The organism is Hyalangium sp. (assembly GCF_035629615.1).
GTDB lineage: Bacteria > Myxococcota > Myxococcia > Myxococcales > Myxococcaceae > Hyalangium.
The window spans coordinates 1-26642 of the sequence record NZ_DASPHO010000498.1 but is presented as its reverse complement, the minus strand read 5'-3'; the positions used below and the strand labels follow the sequence as shown (position 1 = coordinate 26642).

The 26642-nt window shown below is 67.1% G+C and carries 22 protein-coding genes and 3 pseudogenes; 14 read left to right on the top strand and 11 right to left on the bottom strand.

Annotation, left to right across the window (positions count from 1 at the left end):
* The 3 genes from VD972_RS25580 to VD972_RS25570 form a co-directional block, all read left to right on the top strand.
* Positions 1–879: hypothetical protein (locus tag VD972_RS25580; protein WP_324991317.1), on the top strand; the 879-nt coding region annotated here is incomplete at its 5' end.
* 106 nt (positions 880–985) lie between these two features.
* Complete coding sequence (locus VD972_RS25575) at positions 986–2701, top strand: bifunctional metallophosphatase/5'-nucleotidase (RefSeq protein WP_324991315.1); 1716 nt, start codon at positions 986–988, stop codon at positions 2699–2701.
* 69 nt (positions 2702–2770) lie between these two features.
* Positions 2771–4228 carry an amidase gene (locus tag VD972_RS25570; RefSeq protein ID WP_324991313.1) on the top strand — a complete coding sequence of 486 codons (1458 nt, stop codon included), beginning with the start codon at positions 2771–2773 and terminating at the stop codon, positions 4226–4228.
* Between the two features lie 28 nt (positions 4229–4256).
* Here VD972_RS25570 and VD972_RS25565 read toward each other — a convergent pair whose 3' ends face one another.
* Positions 4257–4910, bottom strand: coding sequence for a hypothetical protein (locus VD972_RS25565; protein WP_324991312.1), 654 nt, complete (start codon positions 4908–4910; stop codon positions 4257–4259).
* 99 nt (positions 4911–5009) lie between these two features.
* Here VD972_RS25565 and VD972_RS25560 point away from each other — a divergent pair, with 99 nt between their 5' ends.
* Positions 5010–5864: a lipase family protein gene (locus VD972_RS25560; protein WP_324991310.1), complete on the top strand. Its 855-nt coding sequence runs from the start codon at positions 5010–5012 to the stop codon at positions 5862–5864.
* A 39-nt stretch (positions 5865–5903) separates the two neighbouring features.
* Here VD972_RS25560 and VD972_RS25555 read toward each other — a convergent pair whose 3' ends face one another.
* Both VD972_RS25555 and VD972_RS25550 read right to left on the bottom strand, forming a co-directional pair.
* Entirely contained in the window at positions 5904–7838 is a 1935-nt protein-coding gene (locus VD972_RS25555) for a hypothetical protein (protein WP_324991308.1), read from the bottom strand.
* A 64-nt stretch (positions 7839–7902) separates the two neighbouring features.
* Positions 7903–8754, bottom strand: a complete 852-nt coding sequence (locus VD972_RS25550; protein WP_324991306.1) for a metallophosphoesterase — start codon at positions 8752–8754, stop codon at positions 7903–7905.
* Between the two features lie 75 nt (positions 8755–8829).
* On the opposite strand from VD972_RS25550, the gene VD972_RS25545 reads away from it, so the two are divergent.
* The 4 genes from VD972_RS25545 (at position 8830) to VD972_RS25530 (ending at position 13199) form a co-directional block, all read left to right on the top strand.
* Positions 8830–9981 carry an FAD-dependent monooxygenase gene (locus VD972_RS25545; protein ID WP_324991304.1) on the top strand — a complete coding sequence of 384 codons (1152 nt, stop codon included), beginning with the start codon at positions 8830–8832 and terminating at the stop codon, positions 9979–9981.
* Between the two features lie 433 nt (positions 9982–10414).
* Entirely contained in the window at positions 10415–10699 is a 285-nt protein-coding gene (locus VD972_RS25540; RefSeq protein ID WP_324991302.1) for a hypothetical protein, read from the top strand.
* A 208-nt stretch (positions 10700–10907) separates the two neighbouring features.
* A complete protein-coding gene (locus VD972_RS25535) occupies positions 10908–11753 on the top strand; it encodes an SAM-dependent methyltransferase (RefSeq protein WP_324991300.1) in 846 nt (281 codons plus the stop codon).
* A 732-nt stretch (positions 11754–12485) separates the two neighbouring features.
* Positions 12486–13199 (top strand): hypothetical protein, encoded by a 714-nt coding sequence (locus VD972_RS25530; protein WP_324991298.1) that lies wholly within the window; start codon positions 12486–12488, stop codon positions 13197–13199.
* Between the two features lie 23 nt (positions 13200–13222).
* Here VD972_RS25530 and VD972_RS25525 read toward each other — a convergent pair whose 3' ends face one another.
* Both VD972_RS25525 and VD972_RS25520 read right to left on the bottom strand, forming a co-directional pair.
* Complete coding sequence (locus tag VD972_RS25525) at positions 13223–13723, bottom strand: ATP-binding protein (protein WP_324991319.1); 501 nt, start codon at positions 13721–13723, stop codon at positions 13223–13225.
* Between the two features lie 266 nt (positions 13724–13989).
* Positions 13990–14418 (bottom strand): hypothetical protein, encoded by a 429-nt coding sequence (locus tag VD972_RS25520; RefSeq protein WP_414654121.1) that lies wholly within the window; start codon positions 14416–14418, stop codon positions 13990–13992.
* A 634-nt stretch (positions 14419–15052) separates the two neighbouring features.
* Here VD972_RS25520 and VD972_RS25515 point away from each other — a divergent pair.
* The 4 genes and pseudogenes from VD972_RS25515 to VD972_RS25500 all read left to right on the top strand — a co-directional run.
* The gene (locus tag VD972_RS25515; protein ID WP_324991296.1) at positions 15053–15733 is read left to right on the top strand and encodes a hypothetical protein; all 681 of its coding nucleotides are present in this window, start codon (positions 15053–15055) and stop codon (positions 15731–15733) included.
* A gap of 27 nt (positions 15734–15760) precedes the next feature.
* A complete protein-coding gene (locus tag VD972_RS25510; RefSeq protein ID WP_324991294.1) occupies positions 15761–16774 on the top strand; it encodes a caspase family protein in 1014 nt (337 codons plus the stop codon).
* On the top strand, positions 16761–19502 hold the full coding sequence (locus tag VD972_RS25505; protein WP_324991292.1) for a TRAFs-binding domain-containing protein: 2742 nt from the start codon (positions 16761–16763) through the stop codon (positions 19500–19502). Before VD972_RS25510 ends, VD972_RS25505 begins: the two co-directional genes overlap by 14 nt.
* A 249-nt stretch (positions 19503–19751) precedes the next feature.
* A pseudogene (locus tag VD972_RS25500) lies at positions 19752–20294 on the top strand (IS66 family transposase); the annotation flags it as partial.
* Positions 20295–20405: 111 nt separating this feature from the next.
* Here VD972_RS25500 and VD972_RS25495 read toward each other — a convergent pair.
* The 3 genes and pseudogenes from VD972_RS25495 to VD972_RS45550 form a co-directional block, all read right to left on the bottom strand.
* Entirely contained in the window at positions 20406–20765 is a 360-nt protein-coding gene (locus VD972_RS25495; protein WP_324991288.1) for a hypothetical protein, read from the bottom strand.
* Between the two features lie 241 nt (positions 20766–21006).
* Positions 21007–21153: pseudogene (locus VD972_RS25490) on the bottom strand (IS3 family transposase); the annotation flags it as partial.
* 38 nt (positions 21154–21191) lie between these two features.
* A pseudogene (locus VD972_RS45550) lies at positions 21192–21440 on the bottom strand (transposase); the annotation flags it as partial.
* 206 nt (positions 21441–21646) lie between these two features.
* Between VD972_RS45550 and VD972_RS25480 the strand changes: the two are divergent.
* Together VD972_RS25480 and VD972_RS25475 are read left to right on the top strand one after the other, a co-directional pair.
* Complete coding sequence (locus tag VD972_RS25480) at positions 21647–23257, top strand: DUF4214 domain-containing protein (RefSeq protein WP_324991284.1); 1611 nt, start codon at positions 21647–21649, stop codon at positions 23255–23257.
* A 187-nt stretch (positions 23258–23444) separates the two neighbouring features.
* Positions 23445–24416, top strand: coding sequence for a hypothetical protein (locus tag VD972_RS25475; RefSeq protein WP_324991282.1), 972 nt, complete (start codon positions 23445–23447; stop codon positions 24414–24416).
* Positions 24417–24549: 133 nt separating this feature from the next.
* On the opposite strand, the gene VD972_RS25470 is transcribed toward VD972_RS25475, so the two are convergent.
* From VD972_RS25470 to VD972_RS25460, 3 genes are all read right to left on the bottom strand, one after another.
* Complete coding sequence (locus VD972_RS25470) at positions 24550–24987, bottom strand: VOC family protein (RefSeq protein WP_324991281.1); 438 nt, start codon at positions 24985–24987, stop codon at positions 24550–24552.
* Between the two features lie 161 nt (positions 24988–25148).
* Complete coding sequence (locus VD972_RS25465; RefSeq protein ID WP_324991279.1) at positions 25149–25271, bottom strand: hypothetical protein; 123 nt, start codon at positions 25269–25271, stop codon at positions 25149–25151.
* Between the two features lie 404 nt (positions 25272–25675).
* The coding region (locus VD972_RS25460; protein WP_324991277.1) for a hypothetical protein at positions 25676–26642 on the bottom strand (967 nt) is incomplete at its 5' end.

Sequence of the window (26642 nt, the reverse complement as noted above, 5' to 3'; positions counted from 1 at the left end):
GGCCTGGGCGATCGCTTCGAGCGGTATGGAGTCCGCTCTTCTCTGGCCCGGGGCTCCGGCCGTCAGGTGGTGCCGCTCCCAGGGCCCGAGGCGCAGCAGGCGCTCGCGAGGGAGACGCTGGCAGCCGTGCGGAGCGACTCCCTCCCCACGCCTCGAGGACCGATCCCCTGGAGCGCCTTCTGGGCCGAGCCCGCGACCCACGAGGCCGGAGCTTTCGGCGACTATGGCAGCGAGGCTGGCAACGTGTTCGGAACGCGCACGGTGCGCTGGCGGGGAGGTGCGTACGCCGTCGATCCCGCGGGGTACGCGGCCTTCATGGATGCTCGGGTCTCGGGTGCGGTCGCCTACACACGGGCCTTCCTCGAGTGGGCGAGTGATCGCTTCGAAGAGGCGGCCTCCTCTTCGGAGCCCGCGGCGCTCAGAGGCTTCCGCCCCGCGCCGGCGCTGTCCGTGCACTTCCTCGGGGGACTCAGCAGGGACTCCCGAGGGACTTCCCCCATGCTCGGCTTGCGCGCGGCGGTCCCACTGCCCCGAGCTTTCATGCTGTCCCTCGACTGGATGAGGGGGGTGGGGGGCTCGGAGGCTCAGCTTCGCCCTGGAGGTACGTCCCTCGCCTTGCTCACCCCGCCGCTATGGACCGCCCGGCCGGGGTACCTGCTGGGCCTCGATCTTCGGGCCACCGTGGGTGTGGGCCTGTTCCCCTGGGAAGGACGGCGGCGCGTCGGCCTACCGCTCGGGTTGCGCGCGCACGCGGCCCTCAAGAGTCCCTTCACCGTGAGCGCGGAGGTGCTCTACCAAGGTCTCAAGCCGCCCGATGCTGCGTGGACCCATGGGGTCTCCTTCACCCTGGGCGTGGGTGTGGCCTGGGGAGACAGGTAGCTCGCCGCTCCCGCCTGCATGTGGGACGCCGTGCGGCAAGATTGCCGGATCGCCACGGCCCAGTGGTTCCGTGCGGATCCGTTTTCAGGTATTTCCCTCCGCGCACATGATCCACTCCTACTCTTCGTCCTCCCGCGCTCGGGTTCGTCCCAGCGCCTTCAAGTTCCTCGGCGCCCTTGTCTCGGGCTCCTTGCTCACCCTGGCCTCCGGCTGCAGTGATGACCCCGAGCCTCCCGTCCTCGTCCAGGTGATTGCCATCAACGACTTCCACGGCAACCTGGAGGCCCCCTCGGGGAGCAACGGCCGCATCCGGGCTCCGGACACCACGGGCGGCACCGCCGATGTGAACGCCGGCGGCGGTACCTTCCTCGCCTACCACATCGACAAGTTGCGTCAGCGCAACCCCGAGAACTCGATTGTCGTGTCGGCGGGGGATCTGATCGGCGCCTCGCCGGTGATCTCCGGCATCTTCCACGACGAGCCCACCATCGATCTGATGAACATGATCGGGCTGGACATCAACGGCGTGGGCAACCACGAGTTCGATGACGGCCGCGATGAGCTGCTGCGCATGCAGAACGGCGGCTGCCACCCCGTGGATGGATGCCAGGCCAGCTCCACCTTCACGGGCGCGAAGTTCAAGTTCCTCTCGGCCAACGTGTTCACCGACGTGGCCGCCCGGAAGACCCTGCTCCCGCCCTACGAGATCCGTGAGTTCCAGGGCGTGAAGATCGGCTTCATCGGCATGACGCTGGAGGGGACCGCGCTCATCGTCAACCCGGCGGGCATCACGGGCCTCACCTTCCAGGACGAGGCGGACACCGTCAACGCGCTGATCCCGGAGCTGAAGGCGGAGGGCGTGGAGGCCGTCGTGGTGATCATCCACGAGGGTGGCTACCAGACGGGCCTGTATAACGAGTGCCCCGGCGCTTCCGGCCCCATCGTCGAGCTGGCCGAGCGGTTCGATGACGCGGTGGACGTGGTTGTCTCCGGCCATACCCACCAGGCCTACAACTGCGTCATCGACGGCAAGATCGTCACCAGCGCGGCCAGCTTCGGGCGCATCGTCACCTCTATTGATCTGACGCTGGATCCCGACACGCGCGACGTGGTGGAGGCGCTCGCGACCAACCACATCGTCACCCGCGACAACATGGACACCGCTGCGGATGCGTTCGTGAAGTCCGCTGCCACCAAGGCCGCGCCCCTGACCAACCGCATCATCGGCAATACCTCCGTGGAGCTGAAGGCTCCCGTGCGTCCGCTCCCCGCTGGGACCTCGGGTGAGTCCACACTTGGCAACGTGATCGCGGACGCGATGCTCGCGGCGACGAAGGCGGAGAGCAAGGGCGGCGCCGTCATCGCCTTCCAGAACCCGGGCGGCGTCCGTGCGGACATCAACGCGGGAGACGTCACCTACGGAGAGACCTTCGCCACCCAGCCCTTCGCCAACAACCTGGTGACGCTGACGCTCACCGGCGCGCAGATCGACACTGTGCTGGAGCAGCAGTTCCAGCCGGCTGGCACCTCCATCATGCAGGTGTCCCAGGGCTTCGCCTACAGCTGGAGCGCGTCGGCTCCGGTGGGGAGCAAGATCGATCCTGCGTCCATCACGCTCAATGGGACGGTGCTCGACCCGGCGGCGAGCTACCGCGTCACGGTGAACCACTTCATGGCTGCCGGTGGCGACGGCTACCTGGAGTTCACAAAGGGGTCGGGGTTTCTCACCGGCCCGATCGACGTCGATGCAGTGGAGGCCTACCTGATCGCCAACAACCCGCTGCAGGCTCCCTCCACGGGGCGCATCACCCTGCTGCCGTAAGTGCGTTGACGCCTCTCTCCCGGTCGCGGGCCGGGGGAGGGGAGTGTTTTCCGCCCGCGGAGCTGCGCCATGCACCTGCGCGAGTACGTGACATTCGATGGGGTTGGCCTGGCGGAGCTCGTCCGGCGTCGAGAGGTGAAGCCCGAGGAGCTCGTTCGGGTGGCGTTGTTGGCCATCGAGACGGTGAATCCCTCCCTCAACGCAGTGATTGGCTTGCTGGAGGCAGAGACCCAGGCCGTGCTGGCACGGCCGCTGCCCGAGGGCCCCTTCACCGGAGTGCCCTTCCTCGTGAAGGATCTGGTGCTCCACATGGCCGGCGTCCCCACGGATCTGGGGAGCCGGCTCTTCCGGGGCATGGTGGCGCCTCACGACACCACGCTCATGGAGCGCTTTCGGCGTGCGGGCGTCATCCCGATCGGGCGGACCAACGCGCCCGAGCTGGGCTTCAGCGCCACCACCGAGCCTGTGCTGCACGGCCCCACGCGCAACCCGTGGAACCCCGAGTACAGCACGGGAGGCTCCAGCGGTGGCTCGGGTGCGGCCGTGAGCGCTGGCATGGTGCCGGTGGCCTATGCGAATGACGGAGGTGGCTCCATCCGCATCCCCGCCTCGCTGTGTGGGCTGTTCGGGCTGAAGCCCACGCGGGGGCGCACGCCCTCGGGGCCGGATGTGTCGGAGGGCCTGAACGGGCTGGGTGTGGAGCACGTGCTGTCGCGCTCGGTTCGGGACAGCGCGGCCATGCTGGATGCCACGCAGGGGCCGGACGTGGGGGATCGGTACACGATCACGCCTCCGGAGCGTCCTTACCTGGAGGAGGTGGGGCGGGAGCCTGGGCGCCTGCGCATCGCCCTCACCCGTGAGACGGCCTCCGGAGCGCCGGTCAGTCCCGAGTGTGTGACTGCGGTGGAGGAGGCGGCGAAGCTGTGCCGCGAGCTGGGGCATGAAGTCGTCGAGGCAACGCCCGGCTACCGCTCCAAGGCAGTCGAGACCGCGATGGCGGCGATCTGGAGCTCGGGGACGGCCGCCTTGGTGGATGGGCTCTCGCCCCTGGTGGGGCGCACGCCTGGGCCGGATGTGCTCGAGGCCTCGGTCTGGGCGACTGTGCTGCACGGCCGTGAGCTCAAGGCGGTGGAGCTGCAGCGGGCCTTCGCGATCATGAACCACGTCTCGCGGGAGGTGGGGCGCTTCTTCCTTCAGTACGACGTGCTGCTCACGCCGACGCTGCCCGTCGCGCCGTTCCGGCTGGGAGTGCTGAACGCGAACGCGCCGACGACGGCCGAGGAGTGGATGCAGCGGGCCTTCGCGTACTGCGCGTTCACGGCCCCGTTCAATCTCACCGGCCAGCCCGCCATGAGCGTGCCGCTCTACTGGAGCGCCGAGGGCCTGCCGGTGGGCGTCCAGTTCGTAGGGCGCTTCGAGGACGAGGCGACGCTCTTCCGCCTGGCCGGGCAGCTCGAGCGGGCACGTCCCTGGGCCCAGCGGACACCCCGCCTCCACGCCGCGAACGCGAACGCCCATTCCGCCTGAGCGGCAGGCCTTCGCAGGGCCATGCGGCTCACCGTGCCGTGCCGTGAGCCTCCGTGAGCTTCATGGGCGGGTGCTTGCGGCAGCGCTTCGGATGGGGGCCGTCAGTCATCCGCGTCACGACGAGCCCGGCGTAGGTGTCCGCGTGCTCGGCCAGGTAGGTCTTGAGGTCCACCTCCACCGCCTGGCCCGCGAAGTGGTCGCCGACAATCCACTGGCCTGAGCCGCTGTACAGGCCCGTGTGCCAGACCCAGACAGGCTGGCCCTTCAGCGTGCCGATCGAGGGCTCCGCCGGGTTCTGATCGAAGCCCACCAGGAGCAGCACGTCCCCCGGCTGCAGCTTCGAGAGCTCGAGCTCCGAGGAGGCCACGGGCGCCAGGCCTTCCACGGCCGTCCCGAGCTCTCCGGCCGGAACGGACTTCGTGGGCATCACGGAGAAGGACTTCCAGCCACACAGCCCGACGCGCTCTGCCGCATAGAAGAGCACGCCCTGACAGTCGATCCCGTCCTGAGGATCTCTCAGTCGGCCGCCGAGATCGTACGGGACGCCGAGCACCTCACGCGCTGCCGCGACGAACCGCTCCTGGGTGAAGGTGCGCCTCTGAGCGAGGGCGCTCCCTCCTACGAGTAGAGTCAGGAAGAGGGTTCCTCGCAGCAGGAGGGGTCCAAGGAAGCCTGAGCGCATGCCGCTTGGACGATCCGTGGCGAAAGATCGTTCCTCAAGGTCCTCGACGGCCAGTCATGGGGTCTGCTTGGCTGGGGCTTCACTCCCAAGGAAGGCCCCATGAAGCCCAGTGTCGCTGCCAGCACCTCGTCCGCTCCCACGTACAACGCCACGCTCGCGCTGACCTTCGCGAACGCTGTCGAGGCCGCGTACAGCTTCTACGATGACAATGGCAAGACGCCCATCTCCGTCCCGGGCTACACCATTGGACCCAGCATCTACGTCTGGGAGCTCACGACGAAGACGTTCTTCGGCTACGTGGCCACCGGTACGCCGCCGAACAGTGGCATCCCGCAGCACAACGTGGTGGTGTTTCGCGGCACCCGCACCAAGGAAGAGGCTGCCTACGACTTGAACTGGACCCCTGTGGCGGGCACGCTTGGAGGCCAGTCCATCGGCAACGTCGCCAAGGGCCAGTACGACTTCTATACAGGCGCGACGTTCGTGGAGAACAGCCTCTCCAAGTCCATGTTGAATGCGGTCGCCTGGTTCCAGGATACGACGCTGCCGATCTACGTGTGCGGCCACAGCCTCGGTGGAGGTGTCGCCACGCTCGCGTCGCTCGACATCGTGCTGAACAACGCCTACACGGGCGCGTCGCCCATCATGTACACCTACGGCGGCCTGCACGTCGGCGATCAGACCTTCGTCACCGCCTTCACCACCGCCGTGGCCGCCGCCTTCCGCGTCACCAACACCGCCGACTTCGTTCCCCAGCTCACGGGCCTGGCGGCGGACAACACCAGCTACATCCACGTCGGCGAGCAGTGGTGGTTCACTGCCTACAATCAATACCTCTGGCAGAACCACGAGCTGACGAACAGCTACCTCACGGCGCTCACGTCGTATCCCAGCCAGGTGGTGAACACGCCCCCGCCGAACTTCCCGACCTCCGCGCAGCAGAAGGCTCGCTGACCTGGCGGCTCGCCTCGGCGGGGGTGGAGCCCTCGGAGCTCACTTCCGCCGGGTGGGGCACTTGCCACAGTGAGGCGAGACGTGGAGCGAGTACACCACCCCCGCCGTCTCATTGCGCGCCTGCACCTCCGAGGGCTTCGCCTGGAGCTGTCGGGCGAACGCCTGCACCGCCTTCCACGCAGCCTTCGGATCCGAGGCGAACACCGCCCCGTGGGCCGCGTCCTCCCACTGCAGCGTGCTCATCCAGTACTCCCACCGGCCCTCGTTGGCGGACTCGGGCAGGTCGATCTCCGAGACTCGCGCCTCCTTGAACAGCGGCTTCACGATCGGCGTGGCCTCGTAGCGCTCGACCTCGAGCGGCAGCTCGAACAGGAAGAGGCGGCCGGGGGGAGCCCCTGAGCCCGCTCGCACCGTCACCCGCATCCTCGAGGGCCGCGGGTAGGCGTCCTCCAGCCGCGAGGTGGCCTTCGTGTGGTCCGTGATCACCTCGCCGTGATCGGTGAGCGCCTCGTCCACGGCCACCTTGTCGCGCAGCACGTGCTGGCGCTCCTTGGCGTCGTACTCGGACAGGTCCGACAGGCACACGTCACAGGGGGAGAACAGCCCCGTCACCAGGGCGCAGACGTTGCCCGTTGGCTTTGGGAACTCGCCGTCCGGCTCGAAGTCCACCTGCTCGACCTGGGCCTCCAGCGGCCCCCCCGAGCAGCCGTAGAGGCTCGTCACCGTCTCGATCTTCCACCCCTGGCTCGGAGCCTGGGGGCCTCCCTGCGCCGCCTCCTTCAGCTGGAGGGCCGCAGCCACGGCCAGGCGGTAGCGCTCGCCTTGGAAGGCGTCGTCGATCAGCACTTGCACGATCTGGGGCACCTGCGCCGGCTCGGCGATCGCCAAGGCCCGCTTCAGCAGCGCCAGCCGCTCCTCTGCGCGCTCCTTCCGTAAGAGGCTGTTCGCCAGGCCGAGGTGCTCGTTGGCACTGGGGCGCTTCGCCTGGAGCGTGGCGAGCCGCATGTACCCTCGCGCGCGGCCACCCCGCTGCGCAGGGGAGAGCGCTGCGGTCTCGCCCACCTCCACCTTCGCGAGATCCCCGAGGCTCACCGCCATCCAGGGCGTCTCCTTGGCGATGAGCGCCACGTGTGCCCACGGCCCCTTGAGATCCAGCATCTCTACGGCCGCGTCCACCGGCAGCACCATCACGATGGCATCCCGGTCATCCGGCCCCTCTCGCACCGCGGCCCGGTACGGGATCACGTAGCCCTGAGCCCCCTTGGCCGGAGGAAAGTCGATGGCTGCCTTGTCGTCGAACGCGGTGAGCTCTGCCTTCAGCTCACCCGGATCCGTCTCCGCGACAGTGAGCGCCTCGACGAGCGCGCCACTCCTTCCGGTGCCCTCCGCCATGGCCAGGGCCGCCTTGGCGAGCTGCTTCGCCCGGTCGAAGTCGCCTTTCTTGAGGTACTCGCTGGAGGCTGCCAGCAGGTCACGCGTCAGCGGCTTCTGCGCTGACAGGGCGAACTCCTCCACGTAGCCGCGCAGCGTCCCCTCATGGATCACCCCGCGGTATGCCGCGTCGCCGGGCGGATCCTCGGCCAGCAGCTGGACCTCGGTGCCCAGCTTCAGCGTCTCCGACACGCGCCCTGAGGCCTCCCGGGTCGCATGCACCGGCAGCTCCTCCACCCGGACGAACCGTGTCTCGCCGCGAAGCGGGTAGGGGGCCAGCCCTTCGAGCTTCGTCCAGCGCGTGCCCGCCTTCGTGACGATCCGGTGCCACCCCTCGGTCTCCCAGGGGCGCGGCGAGTGGACCTTGACTCGCGTGCCCAGCGGCAGCCGCTCCACCACGGCCGCGTCGTCACGGGCCTCGTTACGCAGCTCCAGCTCCTCCTGGATGACGGTCATCTCCTGGGAGGAGCCACAGGCCGTGGCGAGGAGCAGCGCGAGGGTGCATCCTGCCGCGCGGGTGAGAGAGGGGGTCCGAGGTCGCATGGGGCCCGAAGAAAACCCCATCGAGCGTCCCCCGACAATGGTGGCCGCCCATTCCTGCGCCTGCCTACCCGTGGAAGATCGGCGTAGGGGAGGGCGGGGTAGGGGCCGGCAGGATCTGCCGGAGGGCCTGATTGATGGTGCGCCGGTGCTGCCACTGCTTCGGATAGCCAAGGGAGACTTCCTCGAAGCGCACGCCCTCCTCCCAGAAGGTGAGGGGGATGTGCAGGTGCCCGGTGACGACGACCTCGGCCCGGAAGCGCCGGTGCCAGTCCTCGGTCCTCCGCGTTCCACACCAGATGGAGAACCGGGGGATGCGGGGCAGGCGGGCATGGTGCCGGCGCAGCGGGAAGTGGTTGACGAGGATCGTCGCGCAGTCCGCGGGCAGGGCCTCCAGGCGCTGGCGGGTCTGCTCGCAGCGTGCGGCGCACCAGGCGGAGCGCGAGGGGTAGGGATCGGGGAAGAGCACCGCCTCGTCCGTGCACATCAGTCCGGACTCCGCGGCCCACTTCACCGCGTCCTCCTCGGGGACGTCATCCGGCCGGAACGAGTAGTCGTAGAGCAGGAAGAGGGGGGCGATGATCCGGGGAGGCCCCTCGCCGGGCCACCGGGGATAGGGGTCCTCCGGCGTGAGGACGCCATAGGCTTCGCAGAGGGAGACGAGCTGCCGGTACCGGGCCTCGCCCCGGAGCGCGGAGGGGTCCTGGGAGATCGTCCACAGCTCATGGTTGCCGGGGACCCAGATGAGCTGCCGGAAGCGCGAGGCCAGCGTCTCGAACGTGAACGCGAGATCCTCGCGAGTCTCTCCCACGTCTCCCGCGACGATGAGCCAGTCCTCGGGGTGGGGAGAGAGCTGCTCGAGCGCCGCGCGGTTCTCGGGGGCTCGGACGTGGAGATCGCTGATGGCGTAGAGCTTCATGTCCGTTCGCCTCTCCCGCTGGCAGCATGCGAAAGAGCAGTTGTCTGCGCGGGCCGCTGAGTCTACACCTCAGGCATGGAGACGAAGAGGACGGTCCTCATAGCGGGTGGCGGAATCGGAGGGCTGACCCTCGGGGTGGCGCTACGTCGGGCGGGCTTCTCCGTCCGGATCTTCGAGCGAGCAGCCTCCCTGCGCCCCGTCGGCGCGGGCATCACCATGCAGACCAACGCGATCCTCGCGTTCCGGACGATCGGGCTCGACACGGCGGTGGCCGCGGCCGGCCATGCCATGCAGCGCGGCTCCATCCTCGACTGGCGGGGCCGCTCGCTTGGGACGATGCTCGTGAGCGAGATGGCCGCGGAGCTCGGCGCGCCGATGATCATCATCCACCGGGCCCGGCTCCAGGAGGTGCTCCAAGAGGCGCTGGGGCCGGAGCCCCTCAGCCTGGGCGTCAAGGTCGTGGGCTTTCGGGAGGAGCCGGGGAGCGTCTTCGCCCGGCTCTCCGATGGCACCGAGGTGGAGGGGGAGCTGCTGGTGGGCGCCGACGGGCTGCGCTCCACGCTTCGCGCGCAGCTCCTCAATGATGGCGAGCCCCGGTACGCGGGCTATACGAGCTGGCGCGGCGTGTGTGAGGAGGCGGGCGTGGCGGACCCTTTCTCCACCTCGGAGAGCTGGGGCCCGGGCCTGCGCTTCGGCATCGTTCCCCTGGGGCAGGGACGCACCTACTGGTTTGCCACCGCCAACACGCGGGTGGGCGGCGTTGACGCCCCCGACGCTCATGCCGAGCTGCTGCCACGCTTCGGTCACTGGCATGCGCCTGTGCGCGTCCTCATCGAGAAGACGCCGGCCGCGTCCATCGTCCGCACGGACATCCATGATCGTCCCCCGGTCCAGAGCTGGGGGCGCGGGCGTGTGGTGCTGCTCGGGGATGCGGCCCACCCGATGACGCCCAACATGGGGCAGGGTGGGGGGCAGGCGGTGGAGGACGCGGCGGTGCTCGCGCGGTGCCTGGCTGCAGAGCCGGATCTCCCGGCGGCGCTCGCCCGCTATCAGGCCCTGCGCCTTCCACGCGCCAACGGCTTCGTGAGCCAGTCCCGGCGGTTTGGGGAGATGGGCCAGTGGGAGAACCGCCTCGCATGCTGGGCGCGAGACCGGCTCTTCCAACTCGTGCCCCAGAGCAGCATCCGCTCCAACCTCCGCCGCGTCCTCACATTCACGCCGGGTTGAGCGCAGGCCATGGTTGAGCGCAGGCCATGGAAGAGGGCCGCGTGCCAGGCAAACTTGGCGGGGGGATGGATCGAAACGGCCCCCGCGCGACGGCGGAGATGTACAACCAGGCGACGCTGCTGCCCAACGGGCGGGTGCTCATCAGCGGGGGATAGGCCCCAACGATGTGACAGCGGACGTGTACACGCATTGAGGTTCCCGAAAGCGGCGGGTTCGATTGCCGCCGCTTCCAAGCCGAGCAACCCGCCGCTTTCAAGGCGCCGCCCTCTGAGAACGGGGGCGGCGCTTGCATTCGCGGGACCAAAGCCGGTTTTTGGGACCAAAAAAAGACCAAACCGGAGCGTATAGGCAGCGTATAGATGGGATGAAGCGGCAGGACACTACCCATGTGGTAGTCCAGCAGCCCCACAACTCAGGACAGTGGAGGCTCGCAGTGGAGTTCATCGGCATCGACGTGCACAAGAGGGAGAGCCAGGTGTGCATCCTGGCTGCAGGGGGAGAAGTCGGCCCGTACCGCGTCCCCTGGGCAGACCTGCTGAAGCACGTCTTCGGCGTCGACGTGTTGTGCTGCGCCGCGTGCGGCGGCCGCATGAAAGTGCTCGCGTTCGTGCAGGAGCGCACCGCGGTGCGCCGCATCCTCGAGCACCTGGGCCTCGACGCAACGTGCCCGCGCCTGGAACGCGCGCGCGGGCCGCCGGAGCCGACGTTCGAGTGGTGAGCGCCGACCCGCGCACGCCGCGGGCTCGGCGACGTGTGCTCGCTGTTCGTCGCCGGAATCGGTGCGATGCGAGCCGATTCTCGGAAGGCACACGGTCTTTCGGCGTGAGCCCGACGTCAGCGGCCCGTCGCGCACGATGCGTTGCCTATCCTGCCTACGCGCTCGACGTGCGCTTCTTCGTGAACGGCTGACGCCGTATCCTGCGCCCATGGATCCCGGGATCGCCGACGTCTCCGACACCGCGCTGTGGATCGCCGCCTACCGCGCGCGCGAGACCGAGCGCGCCGGCTCGCTCTTCCAGGACCCGCTGGCTGGCCGCCTCGCCGGCGACCGCGGGCGCGAGCTCGCGCGGAAGATGACGGGCGCCGAGCAGTTCGAGTGGATGACGGTGGTGCGCACCGTCGTGATCGACCGCTACCTGCAGGAGGCGATCGCGCGCGGCGTGGACACCATCGTGAACCTCGGCGCGGGCCTCGACACGCGGCCGTACCGGATGGCGCTGCCGTCGTCGCTCTCGTGGGTCGAGGTCGACATGCCGAAGATCGTCGCGCTGAAGGAACAGCGCCTCGCGGGCGAGACGCCGCGCTGCCGCCTCGCGCGCGTCGCCGCCGACCTGTCCGTCGACGACGCACGCCGCGCCGCGCTCGCGGAGTGCGTCGCCGGCGCGCGGCGCGCGATCGTCCTCACCGAGGGCGTCTTGACGTACCTGCCGCTTGAGGACGTCGCGAAGCTCGCCGACGACCTGCACGCGCAGGCCGCGATCGAAGCCTGGATCGTCGACTTCAGCGCGCCGTTCCTGAACCGCGCCGTGCGCGCGCGCGGCGTGAAGTTCAAGAACGCGCCGATGCGCGACGGCGCGCGGGACCCCGCCGCGTTCTACGCGGCCCACGGCTGGCGCTGGACCGAGCCCCGCCACCTCGTCGTCGAGGGCGAGAAGATCGGGCGCCCGGTCCCGTGGCCGATCTGGTTCCGCCCCGTGCAGGCGCTGCTGCCGCGCCGCGCGCAAGAGGCCTTGCGCACGATGCTCGGCTACGCGCTGCTCGTGCGCGCGTGAAACCTCAGCGCTTGCAGACGTTCATCGTCGTCGCGCCGAAGGTCTGCGGGAGGCAGTGCGGCGCCGCCGCGGTGCAGTCGCCGTCGTTCCGGCACAGCCACGTGCAATAGCGGGCAGCGTCGCGTCGCTGCACGAGCCGCCCTGGCAGATCACGTTCGGCGTATAGGCAGGATAGAAGCCATGTGGAGGGTGAGGGCAGGAGCGGAGGTGTCGTGGAGGGCCGCTGACTGGGGCCGCCCGAGCCGTGAGCCAAGCGGGTGGACAGGCCGCGCAGCCCCTTGGAATACACGCCGGCCCTGGCCGCCCTCCCATGAGGTGCGCGGCAGGGGCTTGGCTCTCCTGGCCCTGGCAGTTTGAGCCTCAACACCACGCGGCCTGAGGGGGCCCTCGCGCCGGGGCTCGCCTCGCACCTGCCGTGGGCAAGCCCAACTGCTCCAGTATCGCTCGCACTCCCCTGCCTGCCTTCACATACGCCAACACCCTTAAGCCTGCCTCCACACCTCGCGCAGGCGAACACGTCGAAGTCGAACGTCCTCTTCAGCAACTCTGCCCAATCCACTCGCGGCGTCCTCTCCTTCATCCGCTCCTGCTTGGCCGCTGCCTCACTCCCCGCGCTCGTCTCCTCCGCTTGGGGGAGCGAACGGGACCTCCGACCTCAGCCAGGGCGCGTTCAAGGACGAGAACGCCACGGCCGGCTACAACGCCTTCTGGATCGATTCCGGCGACGGGCTGATGCGCGTGCGCGGCGAGGCGCGCTCTTCCTTCATCACCAGGCCGGCCGACGGCAAGATGCCGTTCCGCGATCGCGCCAAGAGCCTTCGCCTGATGATCCGCGACGGGCAGGAGTACCGCTCCGGCAAGGGCGCCTACACCAACCCCGAGGACCTGCCGATCCGCGAGCGCTGCCTGATCGCACAGAGCGACGCCGGCGGCCCGGTCATGCTCAACGCGATCTACAACAACAACTACAGCTTCCTCGTCACGCCCGGCTATTTCGTCATCTACCTGGAGATGAACCACGACGTGCGGATCGCGCCGATCTTCGCGTCGGCCGCCAAGGCCCGCGCGAGCCACGCGCCCGTGACCATCCGGCCGTGGCTGGGCGACACCGTGGCCTGGTGGGAAGGCGACACCCTCGTCACCGAAACCAGGAATGTGAACCCCACGCAGGAGGGCCGCACGCTGACGCCGGTCTCCTCCAAGGGCACGGTGACCGAACGGTTCACGCGGATCGGCAAGGACGAGCTGCTCTACCAGTTCACCGTCGACGACCTGGTCCACTACACCCAGGCCTGGTCGGGCGAGTATTCGTTCAAGCCCACGAAGGGGCAGATCTACGAGTACGCCTGCCATGAGGGGAACTACGCCATGGAAGGCATCCTCCGCGGCGCCCGCCTCGCCGAAGGCGCGTCGGCGAAGACCGCGAACCGCGCCGGGCCGCCCTAAGCGGTAGCGCCGCGCTTTCCGCCCTAGTCGGTCACGCTCACCAGCACGCCCTCCAACTCGGCCGGCGCCGGCGCCTCGTAGAGTCCTTCGAGGAGCTCGAACATCTGCGGCGTCACCTCGTGGACGAAGGTCTCGCCCTTAGCGGTGTTGCGGCCGGCGACGCGGGCGCGGCGGACGTCCTGCGGCGCGTCGACGAAGTGCCACTTGAGCGGCAGGCCCTTCTCCTGGGCGATCTGGCCGATGCGCGCCCGGTCGGCGCGGCGCATCGCGCCGATGTCGAGGACCACCGAAGTCCCGGCGGCCAGCACGTCGGCGGCGGTCGACCAGATCAACGCCTCGCAGCGGCGGAGGCGCTCCACCATCCACGAGAAGTCGAGGGGACCCTGGACGTCGGGGCCGAACAGGCGCGCGCCCCACTCGTCGAGGACAAAGGCGACGGCGCCCTCGCGGCGCGCCAGGGCGTGGGCGTAGGTGGTCTTCCCCGCGCCGCAGGGCCCGAAGATGACGTGGAGCGTGGCTGGCATGATGTCCACCTGACGGCCGAAAGGCCTCCCTCGACGATGAGCTTAGCCTACCGCGGCGCATAGGAAGGACAAGAGCCCTATTGGGCGTAGCGGACGGGAGCAGAGCGGGAGGTGAGGGACGCTGACGGGGAGCCCATGAGCCGCACTCCGGGCCTTCGCAGAAGCCCTTCATCTCCAGCAGACACACGCCTGCCCAGCCCAGCCGCCTTCCCAGGCGGGGCGCGGCAGGGGCCTGGCTTTCTTGGCTTGCTGTGGCGGCTTGAGCTTCAACACCAGGCGCTCTGGGGCGGCCCTCGCGCGGGGGCCAGGTGCGCACTCGCCGTGGGCAATCCCAGGTGCTCCAGTATCGCTCTCACCCCTGCTGCTCCCTTCACATACGCCAAGACCCGCCGCCTACCTCCACACCTCATGCATGCGAACACGTCGAAGTCGAACGTCCTCTTCAGCAACTCTGCCCAATCCACTCGCGGCGTCCTCTCCTTCATCTGCTCCTGCTTGGCCGCTGCCTCACTCCCCGCGCTCGTCTCCTCCGCTTGGGGGACCAGAAATGGCCGCAGTTTGGCGCCTGGAGCGAAGACTCCGTGGAACCTCGTGAGGTTTGCCCGAGGTGCAGGCACCAGGGACGCCACACGCCGTAAAAGTTCCAGCCCGGTGAAGAGCAGGTGCGTGGTGCCGTCCGGCAGCGGGCGCTTCATGCGATAGGCGATGCGGCCGTCCTCTGCCGCGCCCTACCTCGCTGGCTTCCGCCAGCAATGTGGCCAGGTTCTCCCGCACCGCCTCGTACAGCAGCGTCCCCTCCGGCTGCCTTCGCCGGTACGCCCACCCGTGCGTTCCCACCTGCCCCTCCCCAGCCACACCTCGCCAGGGCACACGCTACCGTCCGCCTCCCACGAGCCCCCGTGGAGCCCCTGCCTGCTTGTGGGGATCAGGGCCTATGAGAGCAAGCTCCAGCAGACCCGCGCTGGAGGCGGCGGGTTCGATTCCCGCCGCCTCCATGCAGGACAACCCGTCGCTCTGAGCCGAGCCCGCTCCTAACGAGGAGGCGCGTGTCGCCAGTAGGGACCAAATCAGTTCTTGATCGAGAGCAGAGAGGCAGAGGAGGGCTGCTGACAGAGTGCAAGGGGGTGGTGTGCCACGATGGTGGCCCACGGATTCCGCGCTCTGCGCTGGGCGCCTTTTTCCGCCGGAGAACTCCTCGTTGGGCTCTGGCCGAGATGCGCCGCCGCCCTGCCTCCTACGTCCATGCTGGGACTACACGAAGACCTCCAACGCGAAGAGCGCAGGGGCTAGAGTCGGTCGCTTCTTCGCGGCAGTGTGGGAGGTAGGGATATGAGCAGGGTGATCCGGGCCTGTATCGACCGGAAGTTGGTTCCCAACAGCGAGACCACCGAGCGGCTGGCCCTGCTGAAGGGCGCGTGTTGGGACCCTGGGAGCACGCTCCACGTCGCGTTCATGGGGGGCGATCCACGGATTCGGGAGAAGGTCGAGCTCGTGGCTCAAGAGTGGACTCTCCATGCCAACCTGAAGCTGCGCTTTGGGGACAGCCCCAAGGCACAGATCCGCATCGCATTCCAGCCTGGTGGTTCGTGGTCCTATGTCGGGACGGAGTGCCTCGCCATCCCCAAGGATCAGCCGACGATGAACCTGGGCTGGCTCGAGCCGGACACAGAGGACGAAGAGTACTCGCGCGTCGTGCTGCACGAGTTTGGCCACGCGCTGGGCTGCATTCACGAGCATCAGAGTCCGGCGGCGGGCATCCCCTGGGACGAGAAGGCCGTCATTGCCTACCACGCGGGTCCGCCGAACCATTGGGACGAGACGGCGACCCGGCGCAACCTGATCGAGACGTACAGCCGGAAATTGACCGTGTCCTCCGAGTTCGATCCGGAGTCCATCATGATCTACCCCATCCCGAAGGAGTTCACCCAGAACGGGTTCGAGGTGGGATGGAAGCGGCGGCTCTCCGAGCGCGACAAGTCGTTCATCCGGGAGATGTATCCCGAGGACTAGCTCTCTTCTGAAAGCATCACGCGCTCCATGTCAGAGCATCATCACGCCATCACCATCGGCATCAACAGCTACCCGGAGTTTGCTCCGCTCCAGGGCGCTGAGAATGACGCCATGGACTTCCATGAGTGGGTCACCTCGCCCAAGGGCGGAAACGTGCCCCCGGACAACACGGAGCTCATCGTCTCTTCCGGCAAGACGCGCAGGGATGCGCGGCCTACCGCGGAACAGATCGATGACGCCTTCGAGCGCCTGCACGTCATCGCCCGGCGGAGGGGCCGGGTGGGAGGGCGCCTCTACCTCTTCTTCGCCGGGCACGGCTTCTCACAAGATCTGGACGAGACGGCGCTCCTGATGGCGAACGCCAGCGAGATCTACACTCATCACCTGGCTGGGCGTCGCTACGCGCAGTGGTTCCAGACGGCCGCCTACTTCGATGAAGTGGTGCTCTTCATGGACTGCTGCCGGCAGAATTACCCGAGGGTGATTCTTCGGCATCCGCCATGGCGAAGGGTGGAGAACCCGGAAGCAGCACAGGTGGTCTACTTCTACGGCTTCTCGACCTACTGGAGGGGAAGCTCGCACGAGCGGCAGTTCGAGGATGGGCGTGTCCATGGGCTGTTCAGCCGCACCCTGGTGCGAGGCTTGTGGGGAAATGCGGCGGATGAGCAGGGGGTGATCTCCAGCAGGTCGCTCCAGGCCTACGTTGAAAGCAACCTGCCTTCCCTACCTGAGGGGGTGCCCGCGCAGGTGCCCAGGTTTGAGCTGAGTCCCGATCCGATCGTGTTCGGCCATGCGCGGCGTCCGGACTTTCCGGTGCTACTCCAGGTGAGTGGTTCTTCTGACCCACTGGTCCTCAAGGATGGCGCGCTGCGAACGATCGAAAGCGACACCTGGGAGCAGACGCCGGAAGGCTGGCGGGTAAGGTTGCGCCGGGGGTTGTACCAAGCCCAGGTGGGTGGGGCGTCGGAGCTCTTCGAGGTGAAGGGGGTGGAAGGGGAACAACGGGTCCGCATCGGAGGCGCTGGCCATGGGCATCTTTGAGATTCCCCTGATGGTCAGGGTAAAGGACCCGGCCACCGAGGTTTCGGTCCTCGACGGCTCGTTCCAACTCGTGGAACGAGAGCCTGGCGAGGTTCCTGTCCACTTCGACGAGGTATTTTTCCGCTACTGGGTCCGGCCCGGCGTCTACAAGCTCAGGTTCCGGTTGGGGAATGCTCTCCAGGAGAGGCTCGAGTACGTACCTGCAGGGAAGGATGGCATGGAGGTCGCTGCGCCCCTGCTGCGCATTGCTACTCCTGTGCCGCTGGAGCGGGCTTCTTCGGTCCGAGACGCTCATATGGAGGCGGCCTATGCATATAGCCGGGTGACTCACGTACGCCTGGGCGCGGGAAGCCAGCTCTTTGTCTTCGCTCATTCATCACGGAGTGAGCGGGGACGCCATCCCGCGCGCGGATTAAGCCTGTGTGCACTCGACGGCCAGCCCCTGGTCTCCTTCTCCAAAGAGGGTGAGGCCGATAAGGAAAGCGACGCGCCCTGGTCCGCCTGCAACATCGAATTGGCACCTGGCCCCTATCTGTTGAGGATTACGACGAAGCAGAGGGTGGTGGAGCAAGTTGTCGTCGCGAGCGACAGATGGCAGACGCAGATCTTTCTCGGACCGCCGCCCTTCGAGAATGAGCTGGATGCAGGCCTTGATGTAGCGAACGCCGCCATCCTGGTAGCCCCCCCGGGTTTCCAGCCCAACGACAAGGGTGCGCTGCTGACGGAGGCTGCGCGCCAGGTCCTGGCGGAGAACAGGCCCATAACGTTCGAGTCCAGCTGGGGACACCAACAAAGTTCACCACTGGCTCCGATGTTGAGCCTGTTCTCGGCGTATTCGCAGGTCGCCCATCCAGATCTTGACCACGCACGATGGAACTCATTGGAGGACAAGATCCGCTGGCTGCAGGGAGGGCTTGGGGACCACCCTGATGTTGAGGCTCTGAAGATCGCGATTGACGGAAAAACGCGTTCTCTCAGCGTGCCGCCGATGCTTCATCTCGGTTGGCGTTTTGTGGTGGGACGGACGCTGAGCCGGCCGGGGCTCGTTCCCGCGGGGTCGCTCGCCGCGCGGTGTGCCACATCGCGGTGGGGCCAGGGTGTATGGCTGGCATGGAGCCGTGAGCATCCGGAGGCAGTTCCGCGGGCACGTTCCGAGGATAAATTCACCGCCGTTGAGGCCGCGGCTCGGGAGTTGGTTCCGAGGCGCAGTTCGAGGCCGTCGCGGCTTCCAGCCTGGTCTGAGGGACCTGACCCATTGCGCAGCCTCTCAGGCACGGAAGTGGCGCGAGCACTGCAACTTCCGGTATCGGTGGCAGAGGAGACCGTTGGCGCGCTCTGGAACAAGCACGAGAAGGTGAGGCGGGAGCGCACGGCGCGGCGCCAGGAACTGCTTGCCAGGCCCGATGTACCGGTGTGCCGCGTCGTCCTCCCTACTGGCGTGCGGCCGGACCCCACCGGACTACCGGCCATTGACTTCGACCGCATCTACGAGGAGGCCATTGAGCCGGCCGTCCTGGGCGCTGGAATGGTGCCAGTCCGGGTGACTCCGGAGTTGATGGCATTGGCTCCTCACGAAGCCCTTCAATGGCCTGTGGAAGGCCCCGTGCTGGTTGAACTGTCCACGCGAAGCGCGGAGTCCCTCTTCGAGCTTGGAGTTGGCGCATGGCTCTTCGAGGATGTCGTGCCCCTCGTTGCACGCCGTCACAAGGTACCCCTCCTTGAGCGGTGGTCGTCGTGTCTCGAGTACGACCTGGGAGCGGCCAACCGGTTCACTGAGAGGGAGGCAGAGCAGCTGAGACAGTTGCTCGGGGAATCACTCAAGCGGGTACCAGGGGACTGGGTGCGCGCTGCCGAAGGGCGGGAGCAGGTGCGCAGTCACCTCCTCCGCATGGAAAGGCTACGGGAGCAACTGACGGAGGCCCGTGCACGGGAAGATGGTGGCGATGCCTTACGGCGCGTTGAACGGCAACTGCATCCCATGGATGCACCCGACGCAGAGGTGCTCATCGAGCTCTTCCTCTCGTACCGGGCGTTGAAGGACTGGGAGGGGATGATCCGGCTGGCGGAGGCAATGCCAGAGAAGATCCAGCGGTTGTTTCTGGTCCGGGAGCAGTGGGCCTTTGCGCTCAACCAGAGTGAGCAGGGCCGTGGCCCCTCGGAGCATCGCCGCCGTGCCAGTGACCTGCTCGAGTCCCTGCTCAGGGAGTACGGCCCCAATCCGGAGACGTGCGGACTCCTCGGCAGTCTCTATCGGGGCATCTGGGAGGAGACGCTGGAGAGTTCCCCTGAGATGGCACCACGATTCTTGAGGCTGGCGATAGATCGGTACCTCCAGGGATTCTCATCGGCTTGGCGTGACTACGCCCCCGGCATGGATGCCCTCCTCCTGCTGGAGGTTCAGGGTGACGAGCTCTCGCTCTTGAAGAAGGAGCAGCTCCTGCCTGTGGTGCGCTTCGCCTTGGAGCAACAGTGCCAGGGCCCCCGGTTGAATTACCGGGACCACGCCGCGATGTTGGAGCTGGCCGTACTGAATGAGGAGCAGGAGCTTGCCCAAAGGCACTTGCGATTCACGCTGGCCTCGGTGACAGAGAGGACCGAACCGGAAGCAACCGCCCGGAACCTCCGGTTGATCATGACCGCGCAGCTACGACGGAGCCGGTGGCTACGGATACGCTGGCTCGAGGAACTCATCCAGCCGTTGGAGGAGCGTTCGCGAAGACCGGCTTGAATCACGCAGTCCTCTGGGCCCCAGGCATCTGCTCTCGTCATGCCAGGTGCTCCAGGATGGGGCGCACCCATCACGGGGGCCCGCTACCGATGGGCAACCACGGAACTCAGCCAAGCCCGATCTGGAAGTGGCGCCCCTGGAAGTTCTATGGAAATGGCACTCGACCGAGTCGGAGCACTCTCGACAGAAGCTCCAAGTGGCGGGTTCGATTCCCGCCGCCTCCACATTTTTACTGCGTCTTTACGGATGGAGCGAGCCTTCCAGGCCGGCGAGCCGCGCGCCAGCCTGGTCCTCTCCCACATCCAGAAGCTCTACGCCGTCGAGCGCGAGGCCACAGAGCGCAACCTGACGCCCCAAGAGCGCGGCCACCTGCGCCTGGAGAAAAGCGTCTGCCTCTACACTGACATCTTCAGCACGCTGGAGGAGTTGGAGCCCCAGGTGGCCCCCAAGACGCCCCTGGGCAAGGCCCTCACCTATGCCACCCACCGCTATGTCCAGCTCGGACGTTTCCTTGAGGACGGGCGCCTGCCTCTGGACAATGGAGAAGTCGAGCGCCTCATCAAGCTCATAGCCATCGGTCGCAACAACTACCTGTTCGCCGGCAGTGATGCGGCCAGCCACCGTGCTGCTGCCGCCTACTCCCTGGTGCTCAGTTGCTACAGGCTCGGTACGGACCCGTGGGCCTACCTGCGCGACGTGTTGCCCAAGCTGGGCGACACCCGCTTCCCGGCCTCCCGCCTCGCCGAGCTCCTGCCGGAGGCTTGGCTCCAGCAGCAGCGTCAGCAGATGTAAGCTCGTCGCTCCCTCTTCCATCGTTGCCCTGGCGTACCACTCCCAAGGCACTCGTGCGACCTGGGTAGGATCGGCGGCTTACGCTGCACATGGCAAGTGGTCGGCTGTGCCTCAAGCCTTCCTGGCGGTTTTCTTCTTCGCTGTCCGCTTCTTCGGAGGTACGTGCCGCTTGGCAGCGGCTTTGGGCTTCGAGCGAGGCGTCACGTCATCGAACTCGAAGAAGCGGTTGCGGACGAAGTACATGGCATTCATCAGTGCATCTACCGGGCCCACTCCGAAGGCGTAGTCGATCCCTTGAGTGACGTGCTCGAAGTCCATCGGGCAGTACCAAGTCTTACCGTCTTCGACGAGGGCAGGCCGGCCAATGGTGATGCGGGAGGTCCGCTTGATTCCGTTCTTGGTCTTGTAGGACCAGTGGTCGTCCGCGATCGGATCATCAATAGAGGTGAGTTTCGGGCGCCAGTCTTTCATGGGAATTCCTGCGCCGGCCTGGCCGGCTCACTTGTAGATAGCGTTGCACATACCGATGCACGCGACCTTGGAGCCATGGGTCGCGGTCCAGCACAGGGCTTGTCGCCGAGGAGATCTCAATCGTCTGCAGAAGTTTGCGAGCACCTCACCACCTGCCTCGCAGGCATCGAGGCAGGCGCTCTTGCTCGAGGCGATGTCCGTATCCTCCTCTGGGCTTGCCCCGATTCCGTGGACACGGGTGCTATGCTGCCAACTTAGCAGGTAGGGCGGCCCGCTCATACTCGACCGGGCTCAAGTAGCCCAGGCTCGAGTGCCGCCGACGTCGATTGTAGAAGACCTCGAGGTACTCGAAGCTCGCCGAGCGGGCCTGGTGGCGCGTGGCGAAGTCGGTGGGGTAGATTCATCGGATCTCGGCTGCCGTCCACATCTCTCCATCTGCAGCTGCCGATTCTCCCGTCGCAACTGCACCAGTTCCTCTCGCTCCGCGGTGCTCAGCGCGCCGGCGGGGCCCTTGCCCTCAGCTACCTCGGCCCGGCGCACTCATATCCGCAACGCCGACTCGGTCAGGTCCAGGTCCTTGGCTACCTGCGGCAGTGACTTGGTCCCTTCCCGGACTAACCGGACCGCCTCGGCCCTGAACTCGGTCGTAAACTTCCTTCTCTTCCTGCGTTCCATGGACATATCCTCTCGCGTTTCGACTCATCGGGGGTGTCCACGCAATCGGGGCAGGCTCACCGCGTCTATTCCCCGCGTACGAATGGACAGGGCCCACGCGCTCGAGTCCTTTGCAGGGGAGATCACGGATGGAACCGACAAGTGTGATGGGCAGTCAGGCAGAAGGGTGCAGCGTGCGGAGCTTTCGAGGAGTCGCGGGGCTTGTCGTGCCCCTCGTAGCGCTCATCGGCGGTGCGCTCCCTCTTCAGGCCGCCGCGAGTGGCTCGGAGAGCGTCCCAACCCAGTACATCACGAAGCTCTATACGGAGGCTTTGGGCAGGGCCCCTGATCAGGCGTCATGGTCTGCGGTGACGGGCACGTTCGCCAGCGGCTGTACCGTCGAGCAGTTGAAGAGCTTCGGGAGGTCCGTCTACACCTCGAGCGAGTATGCGGGCCTCGGCTACAGCCATGCCGCGAAGCTCATCACGCTCTATCGGGGCGCGCTGAATCGTGAGCCGGACAGCGGGGGCTTCGATGTGTTCCATCAACAGCTCAACACGGGGACGCCGTGGAGCAGCGTGGTGGAGAGCATCCTCACCAGCGGTGAGTTCGCCTCGCGGGTCTCCAGCTTCTGCTCCGCCAGCTATGGGTGGTACGCCACGCCCGTCCTGACGGTGCCAACGGCGGGGACCGCCGACTTCGCGGGTGGAAGCGGCGCCGCGCTTCAGGCTCTCCTGAACAGCAAGTCGCAGAGTGGTGGAGGGCTCGTCACCTTGAGCAAGCGCGCGGTCGTCCGGCTGACGACGACGCTCACCCTCCCTGGCAACGTGACGCTGCTGACGGTGGAGGCACCCACTCCTCGTCAATACGCAGAGATGGGGCGGCTGGTGCGTGCCGCCGGGTTCAATGCTCCTCTCGTGTCCATCGAGCCAGGGGGAGCGCTCAAGCATGTCTGGGTGGATGGCCGGCGTTCGGAGTTCGGCTACATCATCCCGTCGACGGGCATCCGAGACGCCCAGGGCTACAACGTTCTTGCCCTCTGCAACGTCACCTTCAGCCAGAACCGGCTCGGGGATGCGGCTGGCTGGACGAACCTGTATGTCGCCGGCGCGTCGTATCCCTCCTCGGCCTGCCAGGGAGACAGTCCGTCGGTCATCTCGCAGAACCTGGTCACCGCCTACGCCAGCCCGGATAACAGCTACACCCAGGATGGGTTCAGCGTTGCCCACCACAATGCGCAGATCACCCACAATGTCATGGTCGATCTGACGGACGTGTACATCGTCCTCTTTCGGGGCGAGGCCGGCCGGGTGCAGCACTCTCGGGTCGCCAACAACACCCTCTTCAGCGGGGGCAATGCCGCTGGAGGAGGGATCGTCATCGATCCGCTCCCGGCCCCCTCACCGGCCCAACGCGTGCGGTTCTCCTTCGTCGGCACGCGGGTGGAGAACAACACGATCTGGACCAGCGCTCGTGGCTACATCAAGATCGCGCTCTCGGTCGGGACGCGCGCATGGTTCGGGGACTACGCGTGCTACGGCGACGGCGCCGTGGTGCAATACAATGGAACGGGGAGCTCCGCGCTCGTCACCAACTCCAATATCCACATCGCGGCGGGCGGCCTGAGTGCTCCGACGACCATCGAGGGCAATGCCTTCTATGGCACCCCCTTCGCGAGGCCACCCACCATCGATCCGCGGACCTGCCCCGTGGCGGGGACGGCGAAGGAGAACAACCCGGCATACTCGCCTGCCACCCTGCAAGGGGGCAGCTTCGCCGTGGTCACCTTCCCATCCGATGGGTGTGTGGTGCCGTTTGCCTGGCCTCCGCCCTGGTAGACCCGTCAGCTCCGCAGGAGTTCTCGATGCAGACCTCATCGTTGGCTCCCGCCGCGTCCCGTGTCGTCCCGTCCTGTCCCACCCCATTCCGCAGGCTCCTGCGACCATGGTCTCCCCATTGACCTCCTCCCCAGTCTCGCCGCGCTACGTCGTCCGGGGGGGGCCTCAAGCCTCAATGCTGGGAGGAGTGAGTTCATCCCGCGTGGGCTGCACCCTGGCGGTCTTGCTCGCCGTGCCGCTGCTGATCGCGCTCGCGCTGGACGCCCCCCCGACTCTCCTCATCCTCTTCCCGGGCTTGTGGCTCGTCCTGACCGTCGCCATCTCCCGAAGGTTGAAGCGGGCCGATCGCGACTGGCAGGCCACCTTTTTCGACGATCACGTGGAGGTGCAGGGGATCAACTTCCTGACCCTGGCCGAAGCTCCCGCACAGTGGGAAATCCGGTACGCGGACGTTGCTCACGTCGAGCGTGAGAACGGCGTCATTCACTTGATCCCCAGATCCGGGGAGCTGAGGAACTCGGTGCAGTGCCCCGTACCTCCCGAGCAGCTCGACGCGCTGTGGAGGGATCTCCTGCAGTGGCTCGAGGCCACATCGTCCGCTCGGATGCGCTCGGTTGCTGAGGAGGGGAGAATCCGCTTCCTTCCCGCTGGCGCGGGGCTGGAGCAGCTCGCGCCGGGTCGCCGGGTACAAGGAGCGTGGAGCCTGGGTTACGCTGGCTCCGATCGCTTCAAGGTCCTGTCCTCGGAAGGTGGCGGCGTGCTGGCGGAGCTCAAGCTCGAGCACCCCGCTTACAACAAGGGCGAGGGGCTCTACACGGACTGGGAAGCGCGGTCACCCGACGGTGCGCTGCTGGCCCGCTCGAACAGCCGCTCGAATTACATCCGCATCCGAGATGAGCAGAACCTGGAGCTCGCCCGCGTGACGAACTCTCACCCGGAGGGAGGTGGCACCCGGTTGGAGATCTCGACTCCGGACGGGCTCTTCATCGCCCAGGGCAATGATTCCGTGCTCACCCTCGAGAAGGATGGAGTGGTGCAGGGCTCCTTCGAACGTGACTGGGGTGAAGGGTTCCGTCAGGGGAAGATGGAGCACGCTGTTTCCTACATGGCCTTCGTGATCATCATGGGAGCCCTGCAAGGGGCGTCGACCTGGCGCTGAGCGCGATGGCCGCGCCCCACATCATGCCGCCGCCTATCTGGAGCAGGGGTGCGACCTCGTCATCCAGTCCCGCCCGCTCGAGGCGACGGAGTTTCGGGTCGAGAGCCACGCGACTGGTCCAAGTCATCAGCGCTCAGCCGATTTCTTGGGCGAGCCCGATGAGAAGTCCTTCGGGCCCCCGGATGTAGCAGAGCCGATACGCGTCTTCGTACTGGACCACTTCGCCGACGAGTTGCGCGCCGCGCTTGCGGAGCCGGGCGAGCGTATCGTCGATGTCCTCCACGGTGAACATGACGCGTAGGTAGCCGAGGGCGTTCACCGGGGCGTTCCGGTGATCGGCGACTACAGGCGGCGTGAGAAATCGAGAGAGCTCGAGCCGGCTGTGGCCGTCCGGCGTGCGCATCATGGCGATCTCGACGCGCTGGTCGCGCAGTCCCGTGACGCGCCCTGCCCACACTCCTTCGATCGTGGTTCGTCCTTCGAGCTCTAGGCCCAGCTCGGCGAAAAAAGAGATGGCGGTATCGAGCGATTCCACCACGATGCCGACGTTGTCCATTCGCTTGACCGTCATCGACGCTCTGCCTTTCCGACCGGCTGGAATTCCCGCCGGACAGCCTGGGGAGTTAACAACCGTTCATCCATATCAAGCATCTCCACGAGCTTCTGCAACCTTCTCTTTCGACCCGATGTTGAACAGCGCGGAGAGCGCGGTTGCGACATCGGTCGTGGCGATCAGGTGCGAGGCGGCGGCGGCGGCCGACGCTTGGACTCGTCGACCGCGCTCATGATGCCCACCGAGTTCCCGTCCGGGTCCTCGACGGTGGACTCGATCGACGTCCTCGCGTGACGAAACATGGAAGATCGGGATCACCGCGGAGCCGAGCTTCGTCTCATCGAGCGCATAAGAATGGAGACGATCCTCAAGAAGCGCGGCAAAACGATCGCGGCGACCGCGATCGCAACCTCCATGGAGCGCGGGCTCTGCTGATCGAAAAACCAGGAAAGCGCCCGCGCTTGCGAGTTCTGGGGGCCTGCAGCCTCCAAGCCCCCTGCGGCCTCGGGCGGCCCCAGTCAGCGGCCCTCCACGGCACCTCCGCTCCTGCCCTCACCCTCCACATGGCCTCTCTCCCGCCTATACGCAGAGGAGGGGAATGCACCGCCCGAGGCAGCGGCGAAGGCGGAAGCGAAGAACATCCGCCCACGGGTGACGAGCACCCCTTCTGGTCAGAGGCGGCAGGAATAGAACCCGGCCTCCCATGCTACTGCTCCTGGCCCGGCGCCCCCCGGATCTGCTGCTGCAGGATGCGGATGAACTTGCCGACGCCCAAGGCCCACAAGGTCATCACAGAGGTGAAGCCGACGCAGAAGAGCATCACCCCCAGCATTTCCCCAACGCGCCCCCCTGCCTTGCTCCCGGCCAGGAGCGCGAAGGCCAGCCCATAGCCGACACAGGCCAGGATGGTGGAGGCGGCCCACATGCGCCTCAGCCCCCAGGGACGCCTCGGGCCGCGCACCCACGAGAGCAGCACCTCCACCAGGTAGATGATCAACGCCACCTTGCCCCAGACCTCCATCATCTCGCCCGTGCCACCGCGCCCGTGCTCATTCACCCCTCCCAGCATCTTGTAGAGCGAGAGCAGCCCGCTGCTCAGCGTCCTCCCTGCCCCACCGGCGCCGCCCTCTTGCAGGCCAATGATCACCATCATCAGCCAGCCGAAATGACCGCCCACGGCAAACACCTGCTGGGTGGCGGAGACGTAGCCCAGCCCGTGTGCGATCAGCGCATGCACCAGCCGCTCCGGCAGGCCGCGCGGTGAGCGCTCCTCGGCGGGTAGCCCCGTCCCGGGCTCCCGTACCTCGGCCGTGGACTGAGCCGGAGCCGCACTCAGCTGCTCTGGCTCAGGAGCCTGCTGGGGCCAGCTCCCGGTGACAGGGGCCGGCATCCCCAGGGTCCGGCGGATCTCTGCTTCGAGCCAGGAAAACTGGGCCTGCGACTCGAGGCCCGGCACCAGCTGGCTCTTGCGGCCTTGCTGATCCACCACGAGCATGATGTCCGTGGGCTTCACGACATCCTTGCTGCCCTGCTTCACGCGAAGCCCGGGCGTGGACTCGAACTGGACGATGTCCTCCGGGGCGAGCTCCAGGGAGCCAGGAGGCCAGGGCAGCGGCGTGTTGAACACGCGCAGCCTCCCGGGCTCGACGCGAAGGACGGTGCGGTTCACGAAC

Excerpts from the sequence above, each read along its gene's own strand:
- VD972_RS25575 (WP_324991315.1), top strand. The coding sequence starts at position 986 with ATGATCCACTCCTACTCTTCGTCCTCCCGCGCTCGGGTTCGTCCCAGC.
- VD972_RS25570 (WP_324991313.1), top strand. The coding sequence starts at position 2,771 with ATGCACCTGCGCGAGTACGTGACATTCGATGGGGTTGGCCTGGCGGAG.
- VD972_RS25565 (WP_324991312.1), bottom strand. The coding sequence starts at position 4,910 with ATGCGCTCAGGCTTCCTTGGACCCCTCCTGCTGCGAGGAACCCTCTTC.
- VD972_RS25560 (WP_324991310.1), top strand. The coding sequence starts at position 5,010 with ATGAAGCCCAGTGTCGCTGCCAGCACCTCGTCCGCTCCCACGTACAAC.
- VD972_RS25555 (WP_324991308.1), bottom strand. The coding sequence starts at position 7,838 with ATGCGACCTCGGACCCCCTCTCTCACCCGCGCGGCAGGATGCACCCTC.
- VD972_RS25550 (WP_324991306.1), bottom strand. The coding sequence starts at position 8,754 with ATGAAGCTCTACGCCATCAGCGATCTCCACGTCCGAGCCCCCGAGAAC.
- VD972_RS25545 (WP_324991304.1), top strand. The coding sequence starts at position 8,830 with ATGGAGACGAAGAGGACGGTCCTCATAGCGGGTGGCGGAATCGGAGGG.
- VD972_RS25535 (WP_324991300.1), top strand. The coding sequence starts at position 10,908 with ATGGATCCCGGGATCGCCGACGTCTCCGACACCGCGCTGTGGATCGCC.
- VD972_RS25530 (WP_324991298.1), top strand. The coding sequence starts at position 12,486 with ATGCGCGTGCGCGGCGAGGCGCGCTCTTCCTTCATCACCAGGCCGGCC.
- VD972_RS25525 (WP_324991319.1), bottom strand. The coding sequence starts at position 13,723 with ATGCCAGCCACGCTCCACGTCATCTTCGGGCCCTGCGGCGCGGGGAAG.
- VD972_RS25520 (WP_414654121.1), bottom strand. The coding sequence starts at position 14,418 with ATGAAGCGCCCGCTGCCGGACGGCACCACGCACCTGCTCTTCACCGGG.
- VD972_RS25515 (WP_324991296.1), top strand. The coding sequence starts at position 15,053 with ATGAGCAGGGTGATCCGGGCCTGTATCGACCGGAAGTTGGTTCCCAAC.
- VD972_RS25510 (WP_324991294.1), top strand. The coding sequence starts at position 15,761 with ATGTCAGAGCATCATCACGCCATCACCATCGGCATCAACAGCTACCCG.
- VD972_RS25505 (WP_324991292.1), top strand. The coding sequence starts at position 16,761 with ATGGGCATCTTTGAGATTCCCCTGATGGTCAGGGTAAAGGACCCGGCC.
- VD972_RS25495 (WP_324991288.1), bottom strand. The coding sequence starts at position 20,765 with ATGAAAGACTGGCGCCCGAAACTCACCTCTATTGATGATCCGATCGCG.
- VD972_RS25470 (WP_324991281.1), bottom strand. The coding sequence starts at position 24,987 with ATGACGGTCAAGCGAATGGACAACGTCGGCATCGTGGTGGAATCGCTC.
- VD972_RS25465 (WP_324991279.1), bottom strand. The coding sequence starts at position 25,271 with ATGTTTCGTCACGCGAGGACGTCGATCGAGTCCACCGTCGAGGACCCG.